This window comes from Vibrio sp. Makdt (genome assembly GCF_027587015.1).
Lineage (GTDB): Bacteria > Pseudomonadota > Gammaproteobacteria > Enterobacterales > Vibrionaceae > Vibrio > Vibrio chagasii_B.
In genome coordinates this window covers 77,268-100,476 of record NZ_JAPPTH010000017.1, presented here as the reverse complement: position 1 = coordinate 100,476, position 23,209 = coordinate 77,268, and the positions used below count along the sequence as shown (strand labels likewise).

Genomic DNA, 23,209 nt, shown 5'->3' with positions numbered 1-23,209 from the left:
CCCCATCCGAACGAAATTTAACCGCGAAAGGTCAACACGCCTTAATAGTTAATATCAGAATGAACACGAGCGCTCTGGAGTTGAGCGCTTTTTCATAGCACTGATATTAGCGGCTTTCTTGTAAAGCTAACCGTTGTAAAGCTAAATGTTGTAATGCTAAGGATTAAGTAATGGAAAAAGTGTGGCAAGTAATAGATTTCCTACTCGCTCATAAGTTTATTTTTAGTGCGCTGATTATCAGTCTTATTTTAATCATCCGCCGAATCACCTTATCTCAAATTAGGGGTGATGTTGCTTTCCTTAGCGAAGACCAACGTAATTGGATGTCCCGTACTAAAAACGGCACCTTTGCGATTATTGTTATAACGCTTTTTCTTCTCTGGAAATCTGAAATCAGTGAGTTTGCTCTCTCAGTAACAGCAATTGCCGTTGCGATAGTGGTGGCGTCAAAAGAGATCATCTTGTGTTTCACTGGCTCTATTCAACGTGCTAGCTCACGCTCATTTAGAATTGGTGATTGGATTGAAGTGGGTAAAATCAGTGGTGAGGTGATTGAACACAACTTGATGGCGACTGTGATTCAAGAAATCGACTTGTATCATGGGCAATACCACTTCACTGGCAAGACGGCCACGCTGCCTAACAGCATGTTCTTTACTTACCCTGTCAAGAACCTCAACTTCATGAAGCGTTACGTTTACCATAGCTTTACGGTGACGGTGAAAGACTTCGTGAACCTGTACCCAATGGTGCCGGGTCTTATTGTCAAAATTGAAGAGCATTGTGAAGAGTTTATCGATGTTGCTCGTCGTTATAACGGCGTTATCGAAAAACACGCTGGTGTCGACCTTCCTGGCTCTGAGCCGCATATCCACATCACAAGCAGTTCAACCGGTGAGCAAGAAGTCCATTTTATGATTTTCTGTCCAACCGAGAAGGCGGTTCATCTAGAGCAAGAGATTCGTAAAGATTTCATGGAAGCATACGCTGAAGCATTTCCTATCAGTGCTTAATCCAGCAGTCCGCTGAGCCCCAAACAAAAGAAAGCCGAGAGCGATAATATCGACTCTCGGCTTTTTTGTTCTAACTATCTGTTCGTTTAATCTAGGTCAGCCAGTGGTAACCAATCGACTTGTACGCCTGCTTGTTCAAACATATCTTGGCTCACTTTGATTTTGTCTCCCCAGCGAGAAAGGAAGTCTTCACTTTGCTCTGGGCAGTGAACCGCAGAAATACCTGTTTGAATGATCTTTGCTGCACAGTTTGGACAAGGGAAGTGAGTCACCCAGATTTCACAGCTGTCTAAATCACGCTTAGCAAACAAGATTGCGTTCTCTTCTGCGTGAAGCGTTTTTAGGTATTTCATCTCACGATCATCAGTGTCAGCACTATCCGATACGCCATGAGGGTAGCCATTAAAGCCAACTGAAACAATACGGTTGTGTTTGGTGATAACTGCACCAACTTGAGTGGACGGATCTTTACTCCAGGAACCGACTAATTCCGCCATTTGATAGAAACGTTTTGCCCATTTTGAAATCATTCGAATTACCTTAACAAGGAAGTATGAGTTTTTATTATTGAAACCATATTATGTTAGACAATATATACAGAGAGGGGAAGTAACAAACGTATATTTGATCATGAATTGTTGATGGTTTGTAAAGGGTTGATATATATCCAATTTCAATTTACAAGTTGAAACACTTTTGCGAGTTATAATTGATATTCCTCGGACATTTGAAGCAATTGTGTTACGTAACTTTTATGCTGTTTAATTTCTCATAAGTGACGGTATAACCATGCGTAAAAAGTTAATCCTTACGGCTCTTGCAAGCTCTCTTATTCTTGCTGGATGTGGGCAAGATGCCCAGAATGCCAAGCAAGCGCCATTACCTCTCGTAGCTGTACAGGATGTTAGCGTTATTTCTCATCAGCAAAGTAAGTCGTACATCGGCCGTATTGAAGCGGTTGAAGACACGGCAATTACTGCGCAGGTTTCTGGCTATCTTCAAAGCCGTCATTTCAATGAAGGGCAAATGGTCGAAAAAGGGCAGCTGCTTTATTCGATTGAGCCTTCATCATTTGAAGCTGAAGTGGCAAGTGCTAAAGCGGCCGTTGCTCAAGCTAACGCCAATCTTAAAAAGGCTGAACTAGATTTCAACCGTGGTAAGAACCTACTTCCTAAAGGCAGTATTTCTCAATCGGAATTCGATGCATTGACGGCAAACCTATTAGGTTCTCAAGCACAGCTTGAAGCTGGTCAAGCTCAGCTAAATGCCGCTAACGTTCAGCTTTCTCATACTAAGATTGTTGCGCCTTTCTCTGGACGTATTAGCGATACCAAAGTGAGCACGGGTGATCTGGTTTCTCCATCTTCTGGCGTATTAACGACTTTAGTTAGCTTAGACCCAATCCATGCATCGTTCAGTATCAGTGAGCGTGAGCGTATTGAGTTAGGTATGGACCGTATTGAAGGTGACGGCAGCAGCGATTCTGATCGTGTTGAGGTGCAAATCATGCTTGAAAATGGCGAAGCATTCGAACACCTAGGTCAGCTCGATTTCTTGGGCAACCGTATCAACCTAAACACTGGTACGATCGCGATGCGTGCGATTGCCGATAACCCAGACCAGCAACTTCTTCCTGGTCAGCACGTTCGTGTTGAGCTGCGTGAGAAGCAATCTATTGATGTTGTAACCATTCCTCGCCGCGCGGTTCAAACCGACCTTGAAGGCGACTTTGTTATGGTGCTAGTTGAAGGTGAAGCAGCTCCTGTCGCTGAGCGTAGAAACATTGAGATGGGTCGACAGGTTGAAGGGGGTGTGATTGTCCACTCTGGTCTAGAGAAAGACGATGCCGTTATTACTCAAGGCCTTCAGCGTGTTCGTAACGGTATGTCTGTTCGCATTCAACCTTCTGCGACTGAGCAAGCAGAGTAAGGGGCGTAGATATGTTAAGTCGTTTCTTTATTCAAAGGCCTAAGTTTGCCCTTGTTATATCCATAATATTGACGCTGGCAGGTGCGATCTCTCTCGCTATCTTGCCTGTGGCGGAATACCCAAAAATTAGCCCACCTTCGGTAAGTGTGTCTGCTTTTTACACAGGTGCAAGTGCAGAAGTAGTGGAACAGGCGATAGCCGACCCCATAGAAACGTCGGTGAACGGTGTTGAAGATATGATCTACATGTCTTCAAAGAGTGCTAACGATGGTTCATACAACCTTAACGTGACTTTTGATGTTGGTACTGACCCAGATATGGCTCAGGTCAACGTTCAGAACCGAGTTGCTCAAATCGAATCGAAGCTTCCACAAGAAGTTCGAATGGTGGGTGTCACTGTTAAAAAGCGTTCACCAGACCTTTTGATGGTATTGAACTTCTATTCTCCAAATGGTGAGTACGACGATCAATTCCTGATCAACTACGTTAACCTAAACATTAAAGACCAACTGGCTCGTGTGAAGGGCATCAGTGAAGTTAACGTGCTAGGTGGTGGTGAATACGCGATGCGTGTCTGGTTAGATCCTGAGAAAATGGCTAACCTCAATATCACCACTTCTGACGTGAACCGTGCTTTGGCGGAACAGAACGTTCAAGTTGCTGCTGGTCGTATTGGTGCTGCACCTTATAACAACGCACAAGAAGTACAATTCAACTTGGTAACAAAAGGCCGACTGGAAACGGCGGATGAGTTTGAGAACGTTGTACTTCGTGCCACTCAAGATGGTTCAACGGTTTACTTAAAAGACATTGCACGTGTTGAGCTTGGTAAAAAGTTCTACGACGGTAATGGTAAATACCGTGGTCAAGATGCGTCGATCGTAACGCTGTCACTTCAGTCAGACGCTAACGCGTTGGAAAGTGGTAAAGCCGTAATGGCGATGCTCGACAACCTAAGCAAAAACTTTCCTGAAGGTGTTGCTTATGAAGCGAGTTACGACACGACAGTCTTCGTTGCTGAGTCGATCAAAGGGGTAGTAAAAACGCTGATCGAAGCTATTTTGCTTGTTATCGCAGTTACTTACCTGTTCTTGGGTAGTGCTCGTGCAACCTTGATTCCTGTTGTTGCGATTCCTGTATCTTTGATTGGTACATTTGCCATCATGCAGATGACGGGCTTTACCATCAACACGGTAACTCTGTTTGGTTTGATCTTGGCAATTGGTATCGTAGTAGATGATGCGATATTGGTTATTGAAAACGTCGACACCACCATGGCTAAAGACCCAACGATTTCACCGCGTAAAGCTACGCTGATCGCGATGAAAGAAGTGACGGGCCCAATTATTACTTCAACCTTGGTGCTACTCGCGGTATTCATCCCAGTTGCAATGCTTCCGGGTATTACTGGCATCATGTACCGTCAGTTCGCGCTGACTATCTGTATCGCGGTTGTTATCTCTTCGATCAACGCATTAACGCTGTCACCAGCACTGTGTTCATTGGTTCTTAAACAGGGTGGTGGTAACACTGCTCGTTGGTACCAAGCCTTTAACCGTGGCCTAGAATCCGTTACCAACAAATACGGTCAAGTGGCAGGTTTCTTAGTTAAGAAAGGCGTGCTGCTATTCACTTTCTTCATCGTGGCTTTGGCGGCTGTGACTTACTTTGCGAAGACAACGTCTACAGCGTTCGTACCTCAAGAAGATAAAGGTATTCTGCTGGTTAATGTTCAACTTCCAGATGCGGCATCCCTGTCTCGTACTGAAGATGTAACCAAGCAATTACTAGAGATGGTTGAGCAAGAGCCGGGTGTCGATGGTGTGACACTGGTTAACGGCTACGCATTCATGACAGGCGCTTCTGCGTCGAATGGTGCGTCGATGTTCATCAAACTTCACGATTGGGACATGCGTAACGCACTGGATGGTCAACATTCAGCACAAGCTATCTCACAGCGTATTAATGGACGCGCTGCGACTGAACTGCCTCAGGCGATTGTATTTGCAATGGGACCGCCAGCGGTACCAGGTATGGGTGCAGCGTCTGGTTTTGAATTTGTCCTTGAAGACACTTTAGGCCGTAGCCGTACTGACCTAGCGATGGTGATGAATGACGTGATTACTGAGGCGACCAAGCAGCCTGAGATTTCACATACATTCAGTACTTTCCGCGCCAACGTGCCTCACTACTATGTCGATATTGACCGTGAGAAAGCGCAGCAGCTAGGTATTCCGTTGTCGGAAATCTTCCAAACGCTACAAGGTAACCTTGGCTCGTTGTACGTGAACGACTTCACCATGTTTGGTAAGAACTTCCGTGTAACCATGCAAGCAGACAGTGACCACCGTAGCAGCATGGATGACCTACAACGATTCCACGTACGCTCTTCTGCTGGTGAGATGATCCCGCTAAGTACGCTTGTGACTTACGATCAGATCTTTGAACCCGATGTAGCATGGCGTTACAACATGTACCGCAGTGCAGTAATCCAAGGCCAGCCAGCACCGGGTTACTCAAGTGGTGATGCGATCGCGGCGATGGAACGTGTAGCGGCAGAGGTTCTGCCACAAGGTTACCAGTACGAATGGACTGGTATGGCTTACCAAGAAGTACTAGCAGGCAACCAAGCGATCTTCGCGTTCGCATTGGCGCTGATCTTCATCTACTTGTTCATGGTGGCTCAATACGAGAGCTGGACAATACCTATTGCGATTATCTTAGTTGTACCCGTGGCAACCTTAGGTTCTTTCTTGGCGTTGAACCTAACAGGCACACCGTTGAACCTTTACGCGCAGATTGGTTTGGTTCTCTTGATAGCCTTGGCCGCGAAGAACGCAATTTTGATTGTGGAATTCGCGAAAGTTGAGCGTGAAGAGAAAGATGTACCAATTGAAGATGCAGCCGTGAAGGGCGGTACATTGCGTTTCCGTGCTGTAAACATGACCTCTTGGTCGTTTATCTTGGGTATATTCCCGCTTATCTTTGCGGCGGGTGCTGGTCACGTGAGCCAGAACTCTCTTGGTATTTCACTGATTGGTGGTCTGTTATGTGTATTACTAGCAGGTACTTTCCTAATCCCAGGCTTCTATGCATTTGTGCAGCGTAAACGTGAAAAAGCACACGGTGGTAATACTAAATTAGTGCCACTTGATGATGAGTAGAAGAGGTCACTCTTCATAAAGCGGATTCTTTGTAAAAACTTAATCCTTGTAAAAACTGAGGCTTAGCAGTGTGCTAAGCCTTTTTTTATATGTCAGAGTAATAAAAATGCTTTTTATATAATCAAATCTTTATTATGTGATAGAGCTAACACTCTATTTTGTGTTTTCTAATAAAATGATGTTTTATTGGTAAGTTGCTGTTTAATAATGAAATACAGGTGTTCAGCTAACGCTTGTATGCTCGAAACTATTTGCACAATAGTGTGAACTGTTTCAAAATTACGAAGTTATATTGAAATTTTTTGTGCATTGAGGTTCTTATGAAGGTCATTGATTTATTTAAACACCGAGGCGACAGCTTGTCATCGCAACACTCAGAGTTTATGCAATGGATGTCTCCAGCTCTTAGAGAGTACTGGGGCGACTTTCTGAACCGCACACAAAATAGTCACTTCTTTGCATGGGTTCGTGATCACCACAAACCTGCGGTAAACGAAGATGTGCCAGTAGAGCAACCAATCGTACTAAAGCCAGAAGCACAACTTGTGTTTGATGAGCTAAACGAGAAGATTGGTGAAGTTATTCATACTGGCGATTGGATCAATGTAAGCCAAGATCGCATCAACCAATTTGGTCTTGTGACTGAAGATATGCAGTGGATCCATACTGAGCCAGAGAAAGCAGAAACTGATTCTCCGTTCAAAACGACCATCGCACACGGTTTCTTAACTTTGTCTTTGCTTCCGCGTCTAACCGATAGCGTTGATCCTGACAAATCTCAATTCCCAACAGCGAAGATGGTTGTGAACATTGGCCTTAACCAGGTTCGTTTTCCATACCCTGTTAAATCGGGCAGCAACGTTCGTGCAAAAAGTACGTTGACTAAAGTAACGCCTATTAAGAAAGGACTAGAGATTGAGCGCGAGATTCGTGTAGAAATCGAAGGTGTTCGTCGCCCTGGCGCTGTTATCGTTTCAGTGATTCAACTTCACTTCTAAGTGCTTTGAAAGTAAGCGATTTATAAAGATTCAAAAAAAGAGAGAGCGTGATGCTCTCTCTTTTTGTTTTCATAAGAAAAAACTTACTCACTTATTTGATGCGAGTGTAGCCGTACTCTTCAATCAGGTCTTGGCCTTGTTTAGATTTCACGAACTTGATGAAGTCTTTGCTCTCTTCAGAAACTGAATCCGTCTTGTGCAGCAACAAGAATGGGCGAGCCAGTTCATAGCTGTGGTTTGCGATGTTTTTAGATGTCGGCTCTACACCTTCAAAAGTGATGGCCTTGATAGAGCGGTCGATTGAACCAACAGAGATAAAGCCGATAGCGTGTGGGTTGTGGTTTACGATCGTTTTCACCATGCTGTTGCTGTTAACAACTAAGTTATTTGGGTTGATGTCAGACACTAAACGGTCGTTAATGATCTTTGTTAAACCAAGCAAGCTTTCGAAGCTGTAGCGTGAACCTGAAGACGCTTCACGAGTCACAACCGCGATAGGTTGATCCGCACCACCCACTTCTTTCCAATTGGTGATTTTACCTTTGTAGATATCAAACAGTTGCTCGCGAGAAACGTTACTCACGCTGTTTGAGCGGTTAGTTACAACAGCTAGACCATCAAAGGCAATAGGGAATACCTTGAGTTTGTCACTCTGTTCTTGGTCAGTTAAGTAGCGTGAGCTCATGCCGATATCAGCCACACCTTTATTAACCATGGTAATACCTGCTGTCGAGCCGATGCCCTGAACGGCAATGTAGTTATCAGGGTGAGTCTTGTTGTACTCCTCAGCTAATACGTCCATCACTCGAGAAACAGAAGTGGAGCCCGAAATATTGGTTTCTTGTGCAAAAGCAGCTTGAGAAGACAGGGCTAAGGATAAAAGAGAGGCAAGCGCGACTCGTAACATAAACAACTCCTAGTTAATAACATTTGTCGCATATGATAGGTCGGTTATATGACACTTTTGTGAAATTCCATACGCTCTTTGTATGGTGGTGAATGAGTCAATGAACGCGTAATTCAGCAATAACAATGGTAAGTTTATTCACACAAAATCCTTTAATGGGAGCGTGATTGTGATTTTGTATGAGGACGTTCGCTAAAATGTTGGTTGAGTCCTAAGCTAATTAAAGGGGTTCCTACTTAGAGAATGCCTATGAAGTTACAAGGAGTGTTATGTCCGTCATTCATATCGAACTTAATCGCCTTCTCGTTGGGGCTGAAAAGCTCTGTACTTCCCGTAATAGCAGTTTACCTGTCGAACTCGGTAAATCGTTATATGAAGAGTGTAAAGGCGGCGTGATGTTCTCACAGGCTCATTATCTGCTCGACTCATCTCATTGTGATTACACAAACGACATTGCCTGCGTGACGTTTGATGAGCATTCTGCTTGCTGGTTGGTTACTGTGCCATTAGAGAGTGATGAAACAACCGATATCATCGCTTGGGGGCCTTATCCGTACCTTCCTCAATCCAAAGACCTTGATGCTGTGTTGTCTGAAATAGAAAAAGACCCTAAATCGTATTTTTGGTCATAAAGGTCTGTTTTAACTCGCTGGTGGCGTGGCACTAGAGCTACGCCTTCTGTTCATTCTCAATCAAGCAAATAGTTTGTTCTGGGTGGCAGGCCGTGTCTTACACTTGTGGTTTCATGCTTTGTAATTGAGATTGTGCGATGAGAGAACGGAAATCTTTCGGTGTCTTCCCATGATACGTTTTAAAGGCTGTGCTGAAGTGCGCAGCGCTCTTAAAGCCAGACTCGTAAGCGATTTGAGTAATGGATTTAGTCGACGTTCTAAGTTGCGTTGCGGCATGGGCAATACGTTTAATCTTTAATAAGTTTGAAAATGAAAGATCCTCAGCCGATAAACGACGTTTCAGTGTGGCTGGCGACATTCCCATGTAGCTGGCTAGCGTGTCTAAAGAGATATTATTTTCAATATTCTGTTCAATGTAGTGAATGACTTTTTGCGTCACCGTTAACCTTGATGCTCGTGCGATGATAACCAGCAGGGCAGGGTATTGTTCGACCATCAGTGAAAGCAAACCTAACCCTAATTGAGTGAGTGCGTAGTCATTTTTAGCTGAAGAATGAGCTAAAGACATGATGAGATCTTTCAGCTCGCAGATCTCAGTATCGGTTTGGTTGAATTTGATGTACTGGTTGGGGACTCGAGTGGATTCTAGGTCACTGAACTGGTTGATGAACTTCTGGAAAATATCTAAATCAAAATCTAAGCAGGTTGCGCTGAATTCGCCGTTTTCTGTATCTACTGTGATGTCTTTGATTTGGCCTGAGTTATAAAGTGTGAAATCGCCTGCCTGCAATGAGGCTTCGGTGCCATCGGGGAGCACGAAAGAGATACTGCCTTTTGAAACGATGAAAATACCATTTTTAGAGGCGGGGTACCGTTCTCGTTTCCTGGGGATGAAGTTTCTGAATTGAGTAACTGTTATTGATGACATAATGTGCTTCTTTGACGTTGTAAACGAGTTGCTTATTAATTTTAGTATTGTTTAAGCATGAGACATTTACAAAAAAGGCGCTAATAATTAGCGCCTTTAGAAGTGAACCTTTGAAGCTTATGACCTTGAAAGCTTTGACCTTGAAAGCCGTAACCTTAAAAGCTGTAACCGTTAAAGCTATTAAGCTTCGGTTTCGTTTGTTGTTTCAGGCTCGCTAGGCAAGTCCGCAAATACTTGAGTAGGTTTTGCTACTAAGTTACGGTTTTCCTGATTAACTTCAGAGAGAACTACTTCTAAAACGTCTCCCAGTTTGTATACCATTTCTTTATCGATAGATACAGTACCCATATCACTGTTGCACTCGATTCTTTCTTTATTATCAAGAATGAGAGAACCAGGGATAAATGCAGCGGCACCATTCTCTAGCAAGCGAACACGCATACCTGCTCGGTTAATGTCGAAGATCTCTGCTTGGAAGCGTGTTTCTTCTGCTGGTGCGTTAGCTAGCGTGCGAGCATACAACCAATCACCAACATTACGCTCAGCCATACCGTGATGGCGGCGGTGTAGTGCAAGTTCATCACCGATAGTCTCATCTGGTGTTTGAATTGGTGCTTTGCCAAGGATATGTGCCTTAAGCATACGATGGTTAATCATGTCGCCGTATTTACGAATTGGAGAAGTCCAAGTCGCGTAAATGTCTAAACCCATCGCGTAGTGTGGTGCAGGCTCATTGCTGATTTCACTGTACGCTTGGAACTTGCGGATACGGTTATCGTAGTAGTTATTATCTAAAGAGCCTAACCAGCGGCGCAGTGCAGCAAAGCCTTCAAGAGAAATAATTTGCTCTTCTGTGAACGGTGTTTCTGCTTGTGGATTAACCAGTTCAAGAACGTCTGCAACTTTCTCGGCTTTGAAACCAGAGTGGCAGTTAAACACACCTTGGTTGAAGCTCTCTTTCAGTACTCGACCCGCACAGATGTTTGCGCTGATCATTGATTCTTCAACTAGCTTGTTTGCGCTACGACGCATGTCTGCATGAATCGCAACAACATCGTTATCTTCGCTCAGTTCAAAACGGTAATCAGGGCGATCTGGGAATACCACTGCGTTTGCTGAGCGCCATGCTGAACGTGCTTGTGCAAATTCGTGTAGGTCAGAAACAATCGCTGCGATTTCTTCAGATGGTTGCCACTTCTCTGATGCACCGGTTTCTAGCCAGTCTGATACGTTGTCGTAAGCAAGACGAGCGTGAGATTTTATGTTCGCCGCGAAGAAGTTGATGTCATCGCCAATAACGCCATCTTTAGACACGGTTACTGTGCAGCATAGGGCAGGGCGAACTTCGTTCTCGATAAGCGAACATAGGTTGTCTGCAAGGTCACGAGGTAACATTGGGATGTTACGACCAGGCAAGTAAATCGTGAAGCCGCGTTCACGTGCCACTTTGTCCATTGCGTCATCAGGAGAGATGTAAGCGGTAGGATCAGCAATCGCGATAGTCAGTTCAAAATCACCGTTCTCTTTCTTCTTCGCGTAAAGTGCATCGTCCATATCTTTTGTGCTTTCGCCATCGATAGTCACAAAAGGAACGTGAGTCATGTCTACACGTTCAAGATCCGCATCATCATTGATCTGCCAGTTGTCGATACCTTCAGGTTCGCTGTTTGGAAGGTCATTTTGTGCGAGAGTTACCCACCAAGGAGCGATCTTGTCGTCAGCGTCAGTGATCTTTTCTGAGATTTGCGCCAAGAAGCCATTATCACCTTTTAGAGGATGCTGAATGATATGTGCAACAACCCAGTCACCTTCTTTTAGCGTTTCAGGGTTCAGACCTTTCTGAGCTTTAGCTTTAAGTTGCAGCTTTTTCAGTTGTGGGTGATCAGGAACAACGTTCAGGCGACCTTTAAATAGTTTTACTCGTGCGATGAATCGAGTAAGACCTTGTTCCACTAGCTCTTCTGGCTCAGCTACTTCACGTTCTTTTTCAGTACGGATGATAGCGACTACTTTGTCACCATGAATGCACTTCTTCATATACGGTGGCGGGATAAAGTAGCTAGTCTTGCTATCTACTTCTAGAAAACCAAACCCTTTTTCAGTGGCTTTGATTGTGCCTTCCTTTTTCGGGAGGGTTTCTTGGATTTGTTGCTTAAGCTGAGCGAGTAGAGGGTTATCTTGAAACATCTTACTTTTATCTTACGAGAACAATTGAGCACACTATAATCATTGCGAAGCCTGATTACTACTTAAAGCCGAAAGGAGAGCAAATTAATTACCATCTTATTTACTAGGTTCAATTCAATTGATGTAAACGGCTATGACGAGATATTCATCAAGTTTTGACGATATGATAGCCAGTATTGAAAGAAAACCGAAAAATATGTGATGTAATTCAATTTTTTCTGGCTTTTTTTATGCATTTAAGGAATAATCCGCCTCCCTTAGACGTCCCTAATGGCTTGAAGTGTTTTATTACTGCTTCGTAACTCTGAATGGAATCAGTATCTGATTGGATCAGTATTGGAAATGGTAGAGCTCCCGGGACCTTTTGTTTACTTATATATAGTGGGATCCCAATGTCCGAATCTGTAATTCAATTTAATGAATTAGCCCTAAACGAAAACATCCTTTCAGCTCTTGATAGCATGGGTTTCGTTTCTCCGACTCCAATCCAAGCAGCAGCTATTCCTCTTCTTCTTGAAGGCCGTGACGCACTAGGTAAAGCACAGACTGGTACTGGTAAAACAGCAGCATTCTCTCTGCCTTTACTAAACAAAATCAACCTAAACCAACACAAACCACAAGCAATCATCATGGCTCCTACTCGTGAGCTAGCGATCCAAGTTGCTGCGGAAATCAAAAACCTTGGCCGTGACATCAAAGGTCTTAAAGTTATTGAAATCTACGGTGGTGCTTCAATTGTTGACCAAATGCGTGCTCTAAGCCGTGGTGCTCACATTGTTGTTGGTACTCCAGGTCGTGTTAAAGACTTACTAACTCGTGACCGTCTACACCTAGATGAAGCACACACATTTGTTCTTGATGAAGCAGATGAAATGCTAAAAATGGGCTTCGTAGATGACGTTACTTGGATTCTTGAGCAAGCTCCAGAAACTGCACAACGTGTACTTTTCTCTGCAACTATGCCTCCAATGGTTAAGACTATTGTTGACCGTTACCTACGTAACCCTGCAAAAGTTGACGTTGCTGGTACTAACCACACAGTTGACAAAGTAGCGCAGAACTTCTGGGTTGTTAAAGGCGTAGAAAAAGATGAAGCAATGTCTCGTCTTCTAGAAACTGAAGAAACTGACGCGTCAATCGTATTCGTACGTACTCGTCAAGACACTGAGCGTCTAGCTGATTGGCTATCTGCACGTGGCTTCAAAGCTGCTGCACTGCACGGTGATATTCCTCAGTCTCTACGTGAGCGTACTGTTGATCACATCAAACAAGGTGTTATCGATATCCTAGTTGCAACTGACGTTGTAGCTCGTGGTCTTGATGTTCCACGTATCACTCACGTATTTAACTACGACATCCCATTCGATGTTGAATCTTACATCCACCGTATTGGTCGTACTGGCCGTGCTGGACGTAAAGGTAAAGCGATCCTTCTAGTTCGCACAAACCAAATTCGTATGCTTCGCACTATCGAGCGCGTAACTAAGTCTACAATGGAAGAAATCCAACTTCCTCTACGTGACCAAGTTGCTGCAGCACGTGTTGCTAAGCTAGGCGCTGAGCTTGAAACAGAGAAAGAAAGCAAAGCTCTAGAAAACTTCGCAGGTCTTATTACTACCCTGCAAGAATCTCTAGACGTTGATGCTGCTACTCTAGCTGCAATGCTTCTTAAACGTCAGCAAGGTAAGAGCCCACTGTTCTACATTGGTGAAGACCCAATGATCGCTGCTATCGAGCGTGACAAGAACCGTCGTAAAGAGCGTCGTGAAAACCGTGATAACGGTGGCCGTGACTTCAATACTCAAGACTGGGATACTTACCAACTACAAGTTGGCCGTGAGCAAGGTGTTCAGGTTAAAGATATCGTTGGCGCACTTGCAAACGAACTTGGCCTAACTAAAGGTTCTATCGGTGCTATCAAACTTGACCAAGGTTCAACTTACGTTCAACTGCCAAAAGCAATGAACTCTGAAACTGCTGGTAAACTAAGCAAGCTACGCATCCGTCAAAAAGAAGCTGGTGCTGTTGTTGTAGACTTCAACGATTTCCGTGAACCACGTCGTGGTAACGGTGGCCGTGGCGGTCGTGATGGTGGTCGTGGTGGTTACCGCGGAAACCGTGATGGCAACCGCGATGGTAATCGTGAAGGCGGTCGCGGTGGATACCGTGGCAACCGTGACGGTAACCGCGATGGCAACCGTGAAGGCGGCCGTGATGGCGAGCGTCGTTTCGACCGTAACCGTGGTGGCGATCACCGTGGCAACTACCGTGGCGAACGTGGCCATGGCAACGGCGGTAACCGTGGTCGTCGTCCAGAGCGCAACGAAGGTTAATCAACCGTTAGCTTAGACGCTCTAGTCTAGACACTGAATTTAAAAGCCGAGCATCATGCTCGGCTTTTTTGTGCCCACTCGTTTCTCTTTCCGACCGCATCGCTTGCAGTTAAAAACCCCATCTCACGCCAAAATTGATATCCCTTTAGGCCAACATTAAAAGTGAACGACCCCGATTCTTTACGAAGGGGGTAAAGCACTCTCTTTAGCGCCGTGAACGTACCTGTATCGCGTTGTAAGGCTATACTTAAATGACGTGCTACAGCTGGGGCCAAACGAGTGAAAGCTGTTTAAATTGCCGGGAGGTGGTTTATTAGGAGGAAGGCTGAGGTCATGTTTAGTGGAGGTAGGTATCGGAATTTCGCTGGTTCAACTCAATAGCGGTGACGTTTTGAACAACACGCCAAATTGACTAAATCTAGCTAAAAATAATTTTAGCAGTCGTTTGCGTCACTTGTTTATTCACTTTCTTATTCAACTATTTTTTAATTTTGCTCTCGAAATAAATAAATTAATGACTAAGATCAACTTAATTGTGTTCATTTGGTGATTTTTTCAAAACAAAAGTTGAAAGATTCAAAAATTATTGAATAATGGGCTTAACTAAAATTGAAGTAAACGCTTCATCTAATTCGTACTGAAACAGGATCCATATCCAATGTCTAATTCGTTTGTTCTGGTTATTAACTCGGGTAGTTCATCCCTTAAATTTGCTGTAATCGATTCTGTTTCTGGTGAAGCAGTATTAAGTGGCCTAGGGGAGTGTTTTGGTCTTGAAGATGCTCGTATGAGCTGGAAATACCAAGGCGAGAAAACTGAAATTGCTATTCAGGGTGAAGGTAGCCACCACAAGATTGCTATTGGCAAATTGGTAGGCCTGATGGAAGACCTTGGTTTCACGGCAGATATCGTGGCTATCGGTCACCGTATCGTTCACGGTGGTGAGAAGTTCACTCAAACGGTTCGTATTACTGAAGAAGTAACGAACGAGATTGAAAGCCTATCTGATCTTGCTCCACTTCATAACCCAGCTGGTGCTATCGGCATCCGCGCTGCGATTGAAGCTTTCCCTTCTTTGCCTCAGTTTGCTGTATTCGATACAGCTTTCCACCAAACAATGCCACAACGCGCATTTACAGGTGCAATCGCTAAAGAGCTATACACAGACTTTGGTGTACGTCGTTACGGCTTCCACGGTACGAGCCACTACTTCGTAAGCCGTGAAGCTGCGAAGATGCTAAACAAGCCTGTTGAAGAATCTAGTTTCATCTCTGTTCACTTAGGTAACGGCGCATCAGTATGTGCTATCAAAGACGGTAACAGTGTTGATACATCAATGGGCTTCACACCACTTTCTGGCCTTATGATGGGTACACGTTGTGGTGACTTAGACCCAGGTATCATTGAATACCTTCTTAAGAAAGGTTGGTCACAAGAGCAAGTCTTCAACTCTCTTAACAAGGAGTCCGGCTTCCTAGGTGTGTCTGGTCTTACGAGCGATGCTCGTGGCATTTTAGAAGCTATGGAAGAGGGTCATGAAGGCGCTAAGCTGGCTTTCGAAGTATTCACATACCGTGTAGCTAAATACGTTGCTTCTTACCTTGCAACACTAGATTCTCTAGACGGCATCATCTTCACAGGTGGTATCGGTGAGAACTCTCTACCAATCCGTCGTGAGATCCTTAAAAACCTTAAGATCCTAGGTTTTGTTGAAGATGTTGTTGGTAACGAATCTGCTCGCTTTGGCGCTGAAGGCATCATCGCTAAGTCTGAGATGCTAGATGCAGTAGCAATGGTTATCCCAACTAATGAAGAGTTTGTGATTGCTCAGCAGTCGGTAGAACTTCTGTAATTTAGCTTAAAATTAAATACTGAAAAGCGAGCCCAAGTGGCTCGCTTTTTTGTTTTACAGCTAGAGAGCAGGGGGATTAAATCCAGCTACTAAGCATTCAGTAACTGCTTTATGTTTGTGTAACGAATCGCTCTGCTGCCTTTAGCCCCATTTGGTAACCGGCTTCAAGTTTGTCTTTATCTGTGGTTAACCGTCCTACAGCAAAGCCATCATCCGGTACGATAACCTTAATCGTGCAATCATGAGGTGGGTTCTCAATAAATTCTAAGGTTTGATTGTATTGTTCTGCACGCGTGATCATGGCCTCAGCCAGTTGAGGTGTCTCTTTCATTAGGCGACGTAAGAGCCAAGGTGCTTTTGGTGGGCGCTTTTTGTAACCCTGCTTTTGCGAGAGGATCACCGTGATCTGTTTCGCCCCTTGTTTATAAGCCTCAATCACGGGAATGGAATCGACCACACCACCGTCTATCATCTTTCGACCGTTTACTCTCAGAGGTGTGCGGTAGGCCATAGGAACAGAGCAGGAAGCTTTGAGGAGTTCTTCTAGGTTATCTTTTTCACCCTGCGTGTAGAGCGGTTCACCTGTTTCAACATCCGTGGTCACGACTTGAAAGGGGAGCGGTTGTTTATCGAAGGCTTCCATATCGTATGGATAGTGCAGTGCGATATGATCCCAAAGCCAGTCGAGGTCAAGTAAGTGTCCACCTTTGGCAAACTTTTTGAAGTTAATAAACTCAGGCTGACATGAGTAGTCGGAAATAATGGTATAGGTTCGGCCGCGTTGGTTAGATAACCAAGAGGCTAAATTGGTTGACCCCGCAGAGACGCCGATGCAGAAATCAAACGGGTTGTATTGGTGGTCGATAAAGCCGTCTAACACCCCAGCGGCAAAGATGCCACGCATTGCACCACCTTCCACAACTAGGGCATGTTTTGATTCTAGTGTCATTTGATTATGGGCTCCCTAATTCTAATAGATGCATATCCTTTCACTGTTATTAATACTAGATAAATGGTCGGATGTGTAGGTTGACCTCTATTTTTCAGGGTAGTGGATTACGTTATGGAACACCGCATTACCTTCACCGATATTTTTGTAGCCATGCTTCTGGTTAGCGTTAAAGCGAACGGCTTGCCCTGCCTGTAATGTTTGCCATTCACCATCAAAAAGTACGGCCATCTCTCCGGAAATACATAATATATGTTCAGTGACACCAGAGTTATGCGGGTCGGATTCATGCTGATAGCCAGGGGCGAGGGTTAGCTCGAAGATCTCAAACCCTAATGCTTCCTCAAAAGGAAATAATAAACTGACGAAGAAGCCAACGTTATACTCCTCACGCCTTAGTTCGTTTGCATCTCTGAATAAACTCGTCAGCTCATTGTTCGAACTTTCTGTGATGAAACTGGAAAATGACACTTCAAACCCAGATGCGATCTGCCAGAGCTTAGCGACGGTTGGGCTGGACTCCCCACGTTCAATTTGACCTAACATAGCTTTACTTACGCCTGTCGCTTTTGCTGCTTTATCTAGGCTCCAGCCCTTTTCTTGGCGTAGGCGCTTTAAGTTAGTGCCGACTTTAATTTCTGTTTGCATACTTTTTCTACAAGATTTTTTCTACAAATAGCTTGTACGTTATAGCGCACAAGTGCTAGGTTTAGCTTATGGACGTTATAACGCACATAGGAACAAAATAACATGACTAAGCTAAAATTTTCCCACGTTAGTACGGGCTTTATTGCTGTATTTATTGGGTATGCAAGTGCTGCAGCGATTATTTACCAGGCTGCGATGAGTGCCGGAGCAACTCAAGAGCAGGTTGCGTCATGGTTCTGGGCGTTGGGAATTGGTATGGGGGCAACCACGATATTGCTCTCTTTCTACTACAAAAAACCGGTTGTGACGGCTTGGTCGACACCGGGAGCAGCACTGTTGATTACTTCGCTTGAAGGTCTGACGATGAATCAGGCAGTTGCTGTATTCCTGTTTAGTTCGTTGTTGATCACGTTAGTCGGCATGGCTGGGATATTTGAGAAAGTACTGAAACAAATACCCACGTCGATTGCATCGGCTATGCTTGCGGGGATTTTATTGCAGTTCGGTTTGGGCTTGTTTACATCGTTAATGGAAGAAGTTCAGATAGTGGCGGTGATGCTTGCTGTGTTTATCTTGGCTAAGTCGAGGTTAGGAAACTTGTTGATCCCAAGTATTTTCGTCATTGCTTTGGTGATGTGCGTTGGTTTTGGAAAGCTCGATGTCAGTCAAGTCACGTTAGGTTTAACGACACCGGTATTCATCATGCCTGATTTCGAATTCTTTTCTTTGCTTAGTGTTGGTATTCCGCTGTTCATCGTGACGATGGCTTCGCAGAACTTACCGGGGTTTGCTGTGCTAAAAGCAAACGGGTACCAAGTGGATTCATCGAAGATCATCACTACCACGGGGGTGACAGGGTTACTATTAGCGCCGCTCGGAGGCTTTGCGTATAACCTTGCGGCAATCACCGGAGCTATCTGTATGGGCCCCAATGCCGATGACGATCCCAAAACGCGTTATATGGCGGGAATCTCGATGGGCGTGTTTTATTTGTTAGCTGGCGTGATGGGGATGTCATTTGTGTCCTTGTTTAGCGCAGTTCCTTCAGCGGTAGTCATCGCTGTCGCGGGGTTAGCGGTGATGCCTACATTGATGAACTGTTTAGCTGTTTCCATGGCAGACAACCACTACAGAGAGCCAGCATTGTTTACGTTCTTATTTACAGCTTCTGGTACGAATTTATTGGGTATCGGAAGTGCGTTCTGGGGGCTTTGTATTGGTTTACTTTGTTGCTGGTTACACAATTACAAAGTCAGAACGAATGGGGATAATAGAGCTTCACAAGCTCAGTCATAGTGATGCTTGATGAAAGGCGCTAGTGAGCGATGGTTTACTAGCGCCTTTTTGTTTACGAGGTATTACCTAGATGACAGCTCGTTTTTGGATGAGATTAAGTTCCAAAGCTTTATCTTGGTTTCCTCGAAGCTCAAAAGTAGTGAAATATAGGCGGCTCATGCATCAAAAAGTTCTGGTGAGAAATGTTCCACGCATATGCTCCTGCTAAGGTGAATACAAGATAATCACCGATGTCGATGTACTCAATGTTTTGGTTTCGAGCGAGTACGTCTTTTGGTGTGCATAACTGACCAACTAAATTGGCAGTAGTGTGGTGGATTGGATTCGAAATTGTCGAGTGCTGATGATTGTGGATGACAGCAAAAGGGTGATCATGGCTTTGTGCTGCTGGTGTACGGAAATGATGCGTGCCGCCACGAGCAATAACAAAGTTTTCGCCAAGATTCTGTTTGATGTCTAACACTTCCATCACATAGTAGCCGCAAGGAGCTGAGATATAGCGTCCACACTCAAAGCGCAGTTTCCAATCTTGCATATGTTCTTCAGCGATCAAGAATTCTAATTTGTCGCAAAATTCTATCCACGGGAAATGTTGGCTCGGATCTTGGTAATTGATCCCCATGCCTCCACCGAGGTTAATAATTAGGTCTTGAAGCGAGTATTGCTCTTTCCATTGTTTAACCACTTGGAAATAGCGTTGAACGAGTGCTAAGTGACGACTAACATCGAGTTGATGTGACATTAGGTGGAAGTGGAAGCCTTTCAGCTCTATCAATGGAAAATCACGTAGATGCATGATGGCGTTGTCCAACTCAGCTTCATCGAAACCAAATGGAGTCGGTTTCCCACCCATGGCTAGCTTGCTGAGTGTGATATCGCCAATATCGATATTCATGCGCAGAAAGATGGAAGCGGGTCTATTCAACTTTTGTGTTAAAGCTCCGATGCGCTGAAGTTCCGTAATACTTTCTACATGGATGGCATCGACATCAAGTTGTATCGCTTGTTCTAATTCGCTTGGCATTTTCCCTGGGCCACCAAAGATCAGTGGTTTATTAAGCAGTTGCTGTTGAAGGTGGCTAAGTTCGCCGCCAGATGCCGCTTCAAACCCATCAACGTAAGGCGCTAAAGTCCTCAAGATTGGCGTAGAAGGGTTAGCCTTTGCGGCATAAAACAGTTCCACGTTTTTGGGTAATACATGGCGCATCTGCTTGATGTGTTGTTCAAGCGCAGTTAGGTCATACAGGTAAGCACACAATGGCTGATTTTGCTGCTTCGCGAGCTGTTTTACTTCTTGCTCGATGTACGGGGGAAGCTGAGTTGGCTTAGTCATGACACTCTCCTGTGTTTTGAATCGCCCATGGTGTCGCAATTAGCGTGTACCCCGACTCTTTGTCGGCATTTTGCATCAAGCGAGTGGTGAAGTTGTTCTTACTTGGGAAGTAGCCACCATCAAGTAACGCCACTAACTCTGGTTGCTTGCCATTGACTGATTGCCAACGAACGATGGCTTCTTGTAATAATTCCCACAATGTCTCTTCAAGTCTGGCGTTTCCTTCAGCAATAAAGAATACGGCCTCACTGATGTTGTTAATAAAGGTGCAGTAACCAATGCGATTCCAGCCTTGTTCTCGGCTGTAGTAAACCGACTTTTGGGCCCGTTCTGAAAGCTGTTGTAATGTCTCTGAAGGCCAAAATTCAGGTAACAATTTTGTACCTTCGAGATCTCGAATCCACACGCAGCATGGCATACCTTTTTCGAAACCAATCAGCGTGTTTTGTAGATGAGGTTCAAATGCGACCCCGTGTTTGAAGTAATAGTTAAACACGCCTGGAATCAAGCAATGCAAGTAGCGCTCAAACCACAAGGTAGCGACATTCTCATACTGACTTTGTGTCGCTTTCGCTTTTTGTTTTAGCTGGGTCGCAATACAACTGTTTCCTTCACGATCATAAGCAAACAGCGAACCTGCCAACGTCGGTTGGAGAATGTCGGTTTCACTAAGTGTGAAGTTCTCGCGATACAAAATGCCAAATGATTCACGCGCTTTTATGATGTCGTCAGGCTCTTGCTCGGCAATTGAACCTAGATTCAGTGTTGTTGCGTACGGCTCACTCATCACCTTGAATACAGGGTTACGCAGCTGTTCGCTCTCTTTTATCGGACGTAGAATTGAGGTTAACTGTACGGCACTGTCGAGTTCATACCATGCGTTTTTGCGAACACAGTTGGTCAAACGTACATTGATGGAAAACTTCGCGAACCATTCCATATCTGGGTGATAAAGAGTGCGCACGGATGAAGTGGGTAACAGTTTGTCTCCACCTAAGCCTAATGGTGTAATTTTTCCTTGTTCAATCGCACGTTGAACTGCTGGGTTTTGTAGAAGTGTGTAGCTTTCCCATGGGTGGCATGGATAAAGTAATTTTGATTCTGAATCACTTTCTCTCGGCGCCAATTGCTCGAGCATCGTTTTTGGTGATGTGCGTGTGTCTGAGCGCAATATATCCAGTAACGCTGCTTTCACCTCAAACCAATACAGAGGCACCTCTGCGCCAACTTCCGGGGAGCAAGCCAGTAAGTCATCCATACTTACTCCAGAACGACTTTTTGGTGTTGGGTGAAAAGTGTGTCCCCAGAGCAGTGACTGTTCTGACGCGATAAAGGCATTGTGTTGTTGAAGCGTGCTGTCGGCGTTTAGGAATTGCTCGGTGACCAACAAGCTGTTCTGCATTTGTTCTATCAACTCATGGTTGAACGGGATCATTAACACTTGTTTAAGGTAGTTGAGTAACAGTGTTAGGGTTTGAGTTGCGTCTAATTTAGACCAGCCAGCACCAGCTGTTTTCGACCAAGGTGTAGCTGAAAGTTTTACTTTTCCTAGCTTACTGACGTATTCAACAGGCAAGACTAACAAGCCACTCTCTTGCGTCTGATTTTGCTGAGGGAGATGTATTGCCACACGTTGTTTGGCCGTAAAGTTTCTTTTTAATGTCTGCGGTAGTGATGCTGAGCTGAAGCTCCAATCAACTTGCTTATTCGGTATCGCGTATTCACGCAGGTAGCAATTCACTACGCCCATGATGGTATTTAATTGGGCTTTTTCTTGATTGAGCTGAACCTGGCTGTGATTTATTTGCGTCTTGTTTTCAGCTCGGTTCTCAGTTGGAGATGAATGAGTGTTTAACATGTCGATGTCCAAATTTTGAAAGAATGATCATTGCGATAGCAGTACTAAAGCTGATCAAAGTAGAAAGTAAAAAAGGAACCTCAAGCCACCCTAAGCTTGATATAAAAGACGCGCTTAACCCTGCTGCAACACCACCCCATTTCGACATGGCATCAAAGCGCGAAAATATCTTGCCACTTTGTTGTGGGTCGATTTGGTTGGCTAAGGCTTGATGCAGCCCTTGGTAGCAACAGACCATCCCAAGCCCAAAAATAACTCGAGCGATGATCAGCGTTGTTTGGTCGGGTATCAGGTGTATCGCTGTGCTAACTGAGAGCAAGCCAAAACCAAGGTACAAGGTATTTTGCGGATGACGGCGGTTGAGCCTCTCTGAAAACAGATGAACTTTTCCGGCAAAGAGTAAGTAGACACCGTGTGGAAGGGCGTATAAAAAGCCTATCCATGCTTGGTTTGTCACACCGTATTGCTGCACAAAAGGTGAGAAATAGGGGAAGGTGACGACCATCGAAAAAGCAAAGCAGAACTGTGTACCGAACACCCAATAGAGGTGGCGTAACGGCTTGTGTGTTGTTTGTTCTCTTTGACTCGTTGTTTGGTCTTTTGCTTCTTTCTCTATATCTGATTTCACTAAGTTATCAGCAGGGAGCGTTAGCGTGATTGCCAATGCTAACAAGGGCAAGGCAGACAACCACAGATACGCATTGAGCGGACTCGTGTCTGATAATGTCCAACCTAGGCCGATGGGCGCGACAATCAATGCCAAACGAGCAGAAAGCTGGGTCTTATTCAGTGAGGTACCGAGGGTCTTTGCGTCTTTAATTTGACTTGATAGGTAGCTATTAGAGGCGGCCATGGTGCCGCCAAAGGTTCCTTGAACAATAAGACCAAACACAAACATTGTCAGATTGTCTGCCAAACCACACAGAGCAAACCCTGCAGCAAGCCCTAGTTGTGCTCGTATCAGAGAGCGACGTCTGCCAAATTTATCAGCAAACTGCCCCCAAAATCGTGCAGCTACCGCGGTACAAAAGGTTGGCAAAATAAATAAAATGCCTGCCCAATCTGAATCGATATGTGCGCCAAGTGTCGGTAATACCATAGGTAAAAACAGAGGCATGCCTAAGGCTGCGAATGCCGCTATGAAGTGGCAGAGCAGCACACAATAAATGAGTTTGGTCATGG

General features: G+C 44.7%; 17 protein-coding genes. 8 read left to right on the top strand and 9 right to left on the bottom strand.

Translation table 11 applies throughout. The annotated features are described in order from the left end of the window. Positions 1-170: 170 nt before the first annotated feature. On the top strand, positions 171-1,013 hold the full coding sequence (locus OH460_RS19265) for a mechanosensitive ion channel family protein (RefSeq protein WP_061032255.1): 843 nt from the start codon (positions 171-173) through the stop codon (positions 1,011-1,013). Between the two features lie 86 nt (positions 1,014-1,099). Here the strand turns inward: OH460_RS19265 and OH460_RS19260 are convergent, their stop codons facing one another. Beyond that, positions 1,100-1,543 carry a dCMP deaminase family protein gene (locus OH460_RS19260; RefSeq protein WP_004737813.1) on the bottom strand — a complete coding sequence of 148 codons (444 nt, stop codon included), beginning with the start codon at positions 1,541-1,543 and terminating at the stop codon, positions 1,100-1,102. Positions 1,544-1,802: 259 nt separating this feature from the next. On the opposite strand from OH460_RS19260, the gene OH460_RS19255 reads away from it, so the two are divergent. The 3 genes from OH460_RS19255 (at position 1,803) to OH460_RS19245 (ending at position 7,104) form a co-directional block, all read left to right on the top strand. Next, on the top strand, positions 1,803-2,942 hold the full coding sequence (locus tag OH460_RS19255) for an efflux RND transporter periplasmic adaptor subunit (protein WP_061032256.1): 1,140 nt from the start codon (positions 1,803-1,805) through the stop codon (positions 2,940-2,942). An 11-nt stretch (positions 2,943-2,953) separates the two neighbouring features. Further along, complete coding sequence (locus OH460_RS19250; RefSeq protein ID WP_171730559.1) at positions 2,954-6,106, top strand: efflux RND transporter permease subunit; 3,153 nt, start codon at positions 2,954-2,956, stop codon at positions 6,104-6,106. A gap of 320 nt (positions 6,107-6,426) precedes the next feature. Continuing rightward, positions 6,427-7,104: a MaoC family dehydratase gene (locus OH460_RS19245; protein WP_105058379.1), complete on the top strand. Its 678-nt coding sequence runs from the start codon at positions 6,427-6,429 to the stop codon at positions 7,102-7,104. A 91-nt stretch (positions 7,105-7,195) separates the two neighbouring features. On the opposite strand, the gene OH460_RS19240 is transcribed toward OH460_RS19245, so the two are convergent. Then, positions 7,196-8,011 (bottom strand): phosphate ABC transporter substrate-binding protein, encoded by an 816-nt coding sequence (locus tag OH460_RS19240; protein WP_116871339.1) that lies wholly within the window; start codon positions 8,009-8,011, stop codon positions 7,196-7,198. Positions 8,012-8,280: 269 nt separating this feature from the next. On the opposite strand from OH460_RS19240, the gene OH460_RS19235 reads away from it, so the two are divergent. Further along, a complete protein-coding gene (locus OH460_RS19235; RefSeq protein ID WP_269999187.1) occupies positions 8,281-8,643 on the top strand; it encodes a DUF3024 domain-containing protein in 363 nt (120 codons plus the stop codon). A gap of 97 nt (positions 8,644-8,740) precedes the next feature. Here the strand turns inward: OH460_RS19235 and OH460_RS19230 are convergent, their stop codons facing one another. Continuing rightward, positions 8,741-9,571: a helix-turn-helix domain-containing protein gene (locus OH460_RS19230; RefSeq protein WP_061032261.1), complete on the bottom strand. Its 831-nt coding sequence runs from the start codon at positions 9,569-9,571 to the stop codon at positions 8,741-8,743. Between the two features lie 180 nt (positions 9,572-9,751). After that, complete coding sequence (rnb, locus tag OH460_RS19225; protein WP_269999186.1) at positions 9,752-11,758, bottom strand: exoribonuclease II; 2,007 nt, start codon at positions 11,756-11,758, stop codon at positions 9,752-9,754. A 308-nt stretch (positions 11,759-12,066) separates the two neighbouring features. Between rnb and OH460_RS19220 the strand changes: the two genes are divergently transcribed. Both OH460_RS19220 and OH460_RS19215 read left to right on the top strand, forming a co-directional pair. After that, a complete protein-coding gene (locus OH460_RS19220; protein ID WP_105058376.1) occupies positions 12,067-14,091 on the top strand; it encodes a DEAD/DEAH box helicase in 2,025 nt (674 codons plus the stop codon). Between the two features lie 658 nt (positions 14,092-14,749). Continuing rightward, on the top strand, positions 14,750-15,943 hold the full coding sequence (locus OH460_RS19215) for an acetate/propionate family kinase (protein ID WP_269999185.1): 1,194 nt from the start codon (positions 14,750-14,752) through the stop codon (positions 15,941-15,943). 109 nt (positions 15,944-16,052) lie between these two features. On the opposite strand, the gene OH460_RS19210 is transcribed toward OH460_RS19215, so the two are convergent. Together OH460_RS19210 and OH460_RS19205 are read right to left on the bottom strand one after the other, a co-directional pair. Continuing rightward, positions 16,053-16,892 carry a patatin-like phospholipase family protein gene (locus OH460_RS19210; protein WP_269999184.1) on the bottom strand — a complete coding sequence of 280 codons (840 nt, stop codon included), beginning with the start codon at positions 16,890-16,892 and terminating at the stop codon, positions 16,053-16,055. Positions 16,893-16,979: 87 nt separating this feature from the next. Continuing rightward, positions 16,980-17,540: a helix-turn-helix domain-containing protein gene (locus OH460_RS19205; protein WP_186171663.1), complete on the bottom strand. Its 561-nt coding sequence runs from the start codon at positions 17,538-17,540 to the stop codon at positions 16,980-16,982. Between the two features lie 102 nt (positions 17,541-17,642). Between OH460_RS19205 and OH460_RS19200 the strand changes: the two genes are divergently transcribed. After that, a complete protein-coding gene (locus OH460_RS19200; protein ID WP_105058372.1) occupies positions 17,643-18,836 on the top strand; it encodes a benzoate/H(+) symporter BenE family transporter in 1,194 nt (397 codons plus the stop codon). A 130-nt stretch (positions 18,837-18,966) separates the two neighbouring features. Here the strand turns inward: OH460_RS19200 and OH460_RS19195 are convergent, their stop codons facing one another. From OH460_RS19195 to OH460_RS19185, 3 genes are read right to left on the bottom strand one after another with little or no spacing between them, the layout of a single operon-like run. Next, complete coding sequence (locus tag OH460_RS19195; RefSeq protein ID WP_269999183.1) at positions 18,967-20,169, bottom strand: type III PLP-dependent enzyme; 1,203 nt, start codon at positions 20,167-20,169, stop codon at positions 18,967-18,969. Continuing rightward, positions 20,162-22,027, bottom strand: coding sequence for an IucA/IucC family protein (locus tag OH460_RS19190; protein ID WP_269999182.1), 1,866 nt, complete (start codon positions 22,025-22,027; stop codon positions 20,162-20,164). Before OH460_RS19190 ends, OH460_RS19195 begins: the two co-directional genes overlap by 8 nt. Further along, on the bottom strand, positions 21,999-23,207 hold the full coding sequence (locus tag OH460_RS19185; protein ID WP_269999181.1) for an MFS transporter: 1,209 nt from the start codon (positions 23,205-23,207) through the stop codon (positions 21,999-22,001). Before OH460_RS19185 ends, OH460_RS19190 begins: the two co-directional genes overlap by 29 nt. Positions 23,208-23,209: the final 2 nt, after the last annotated feature.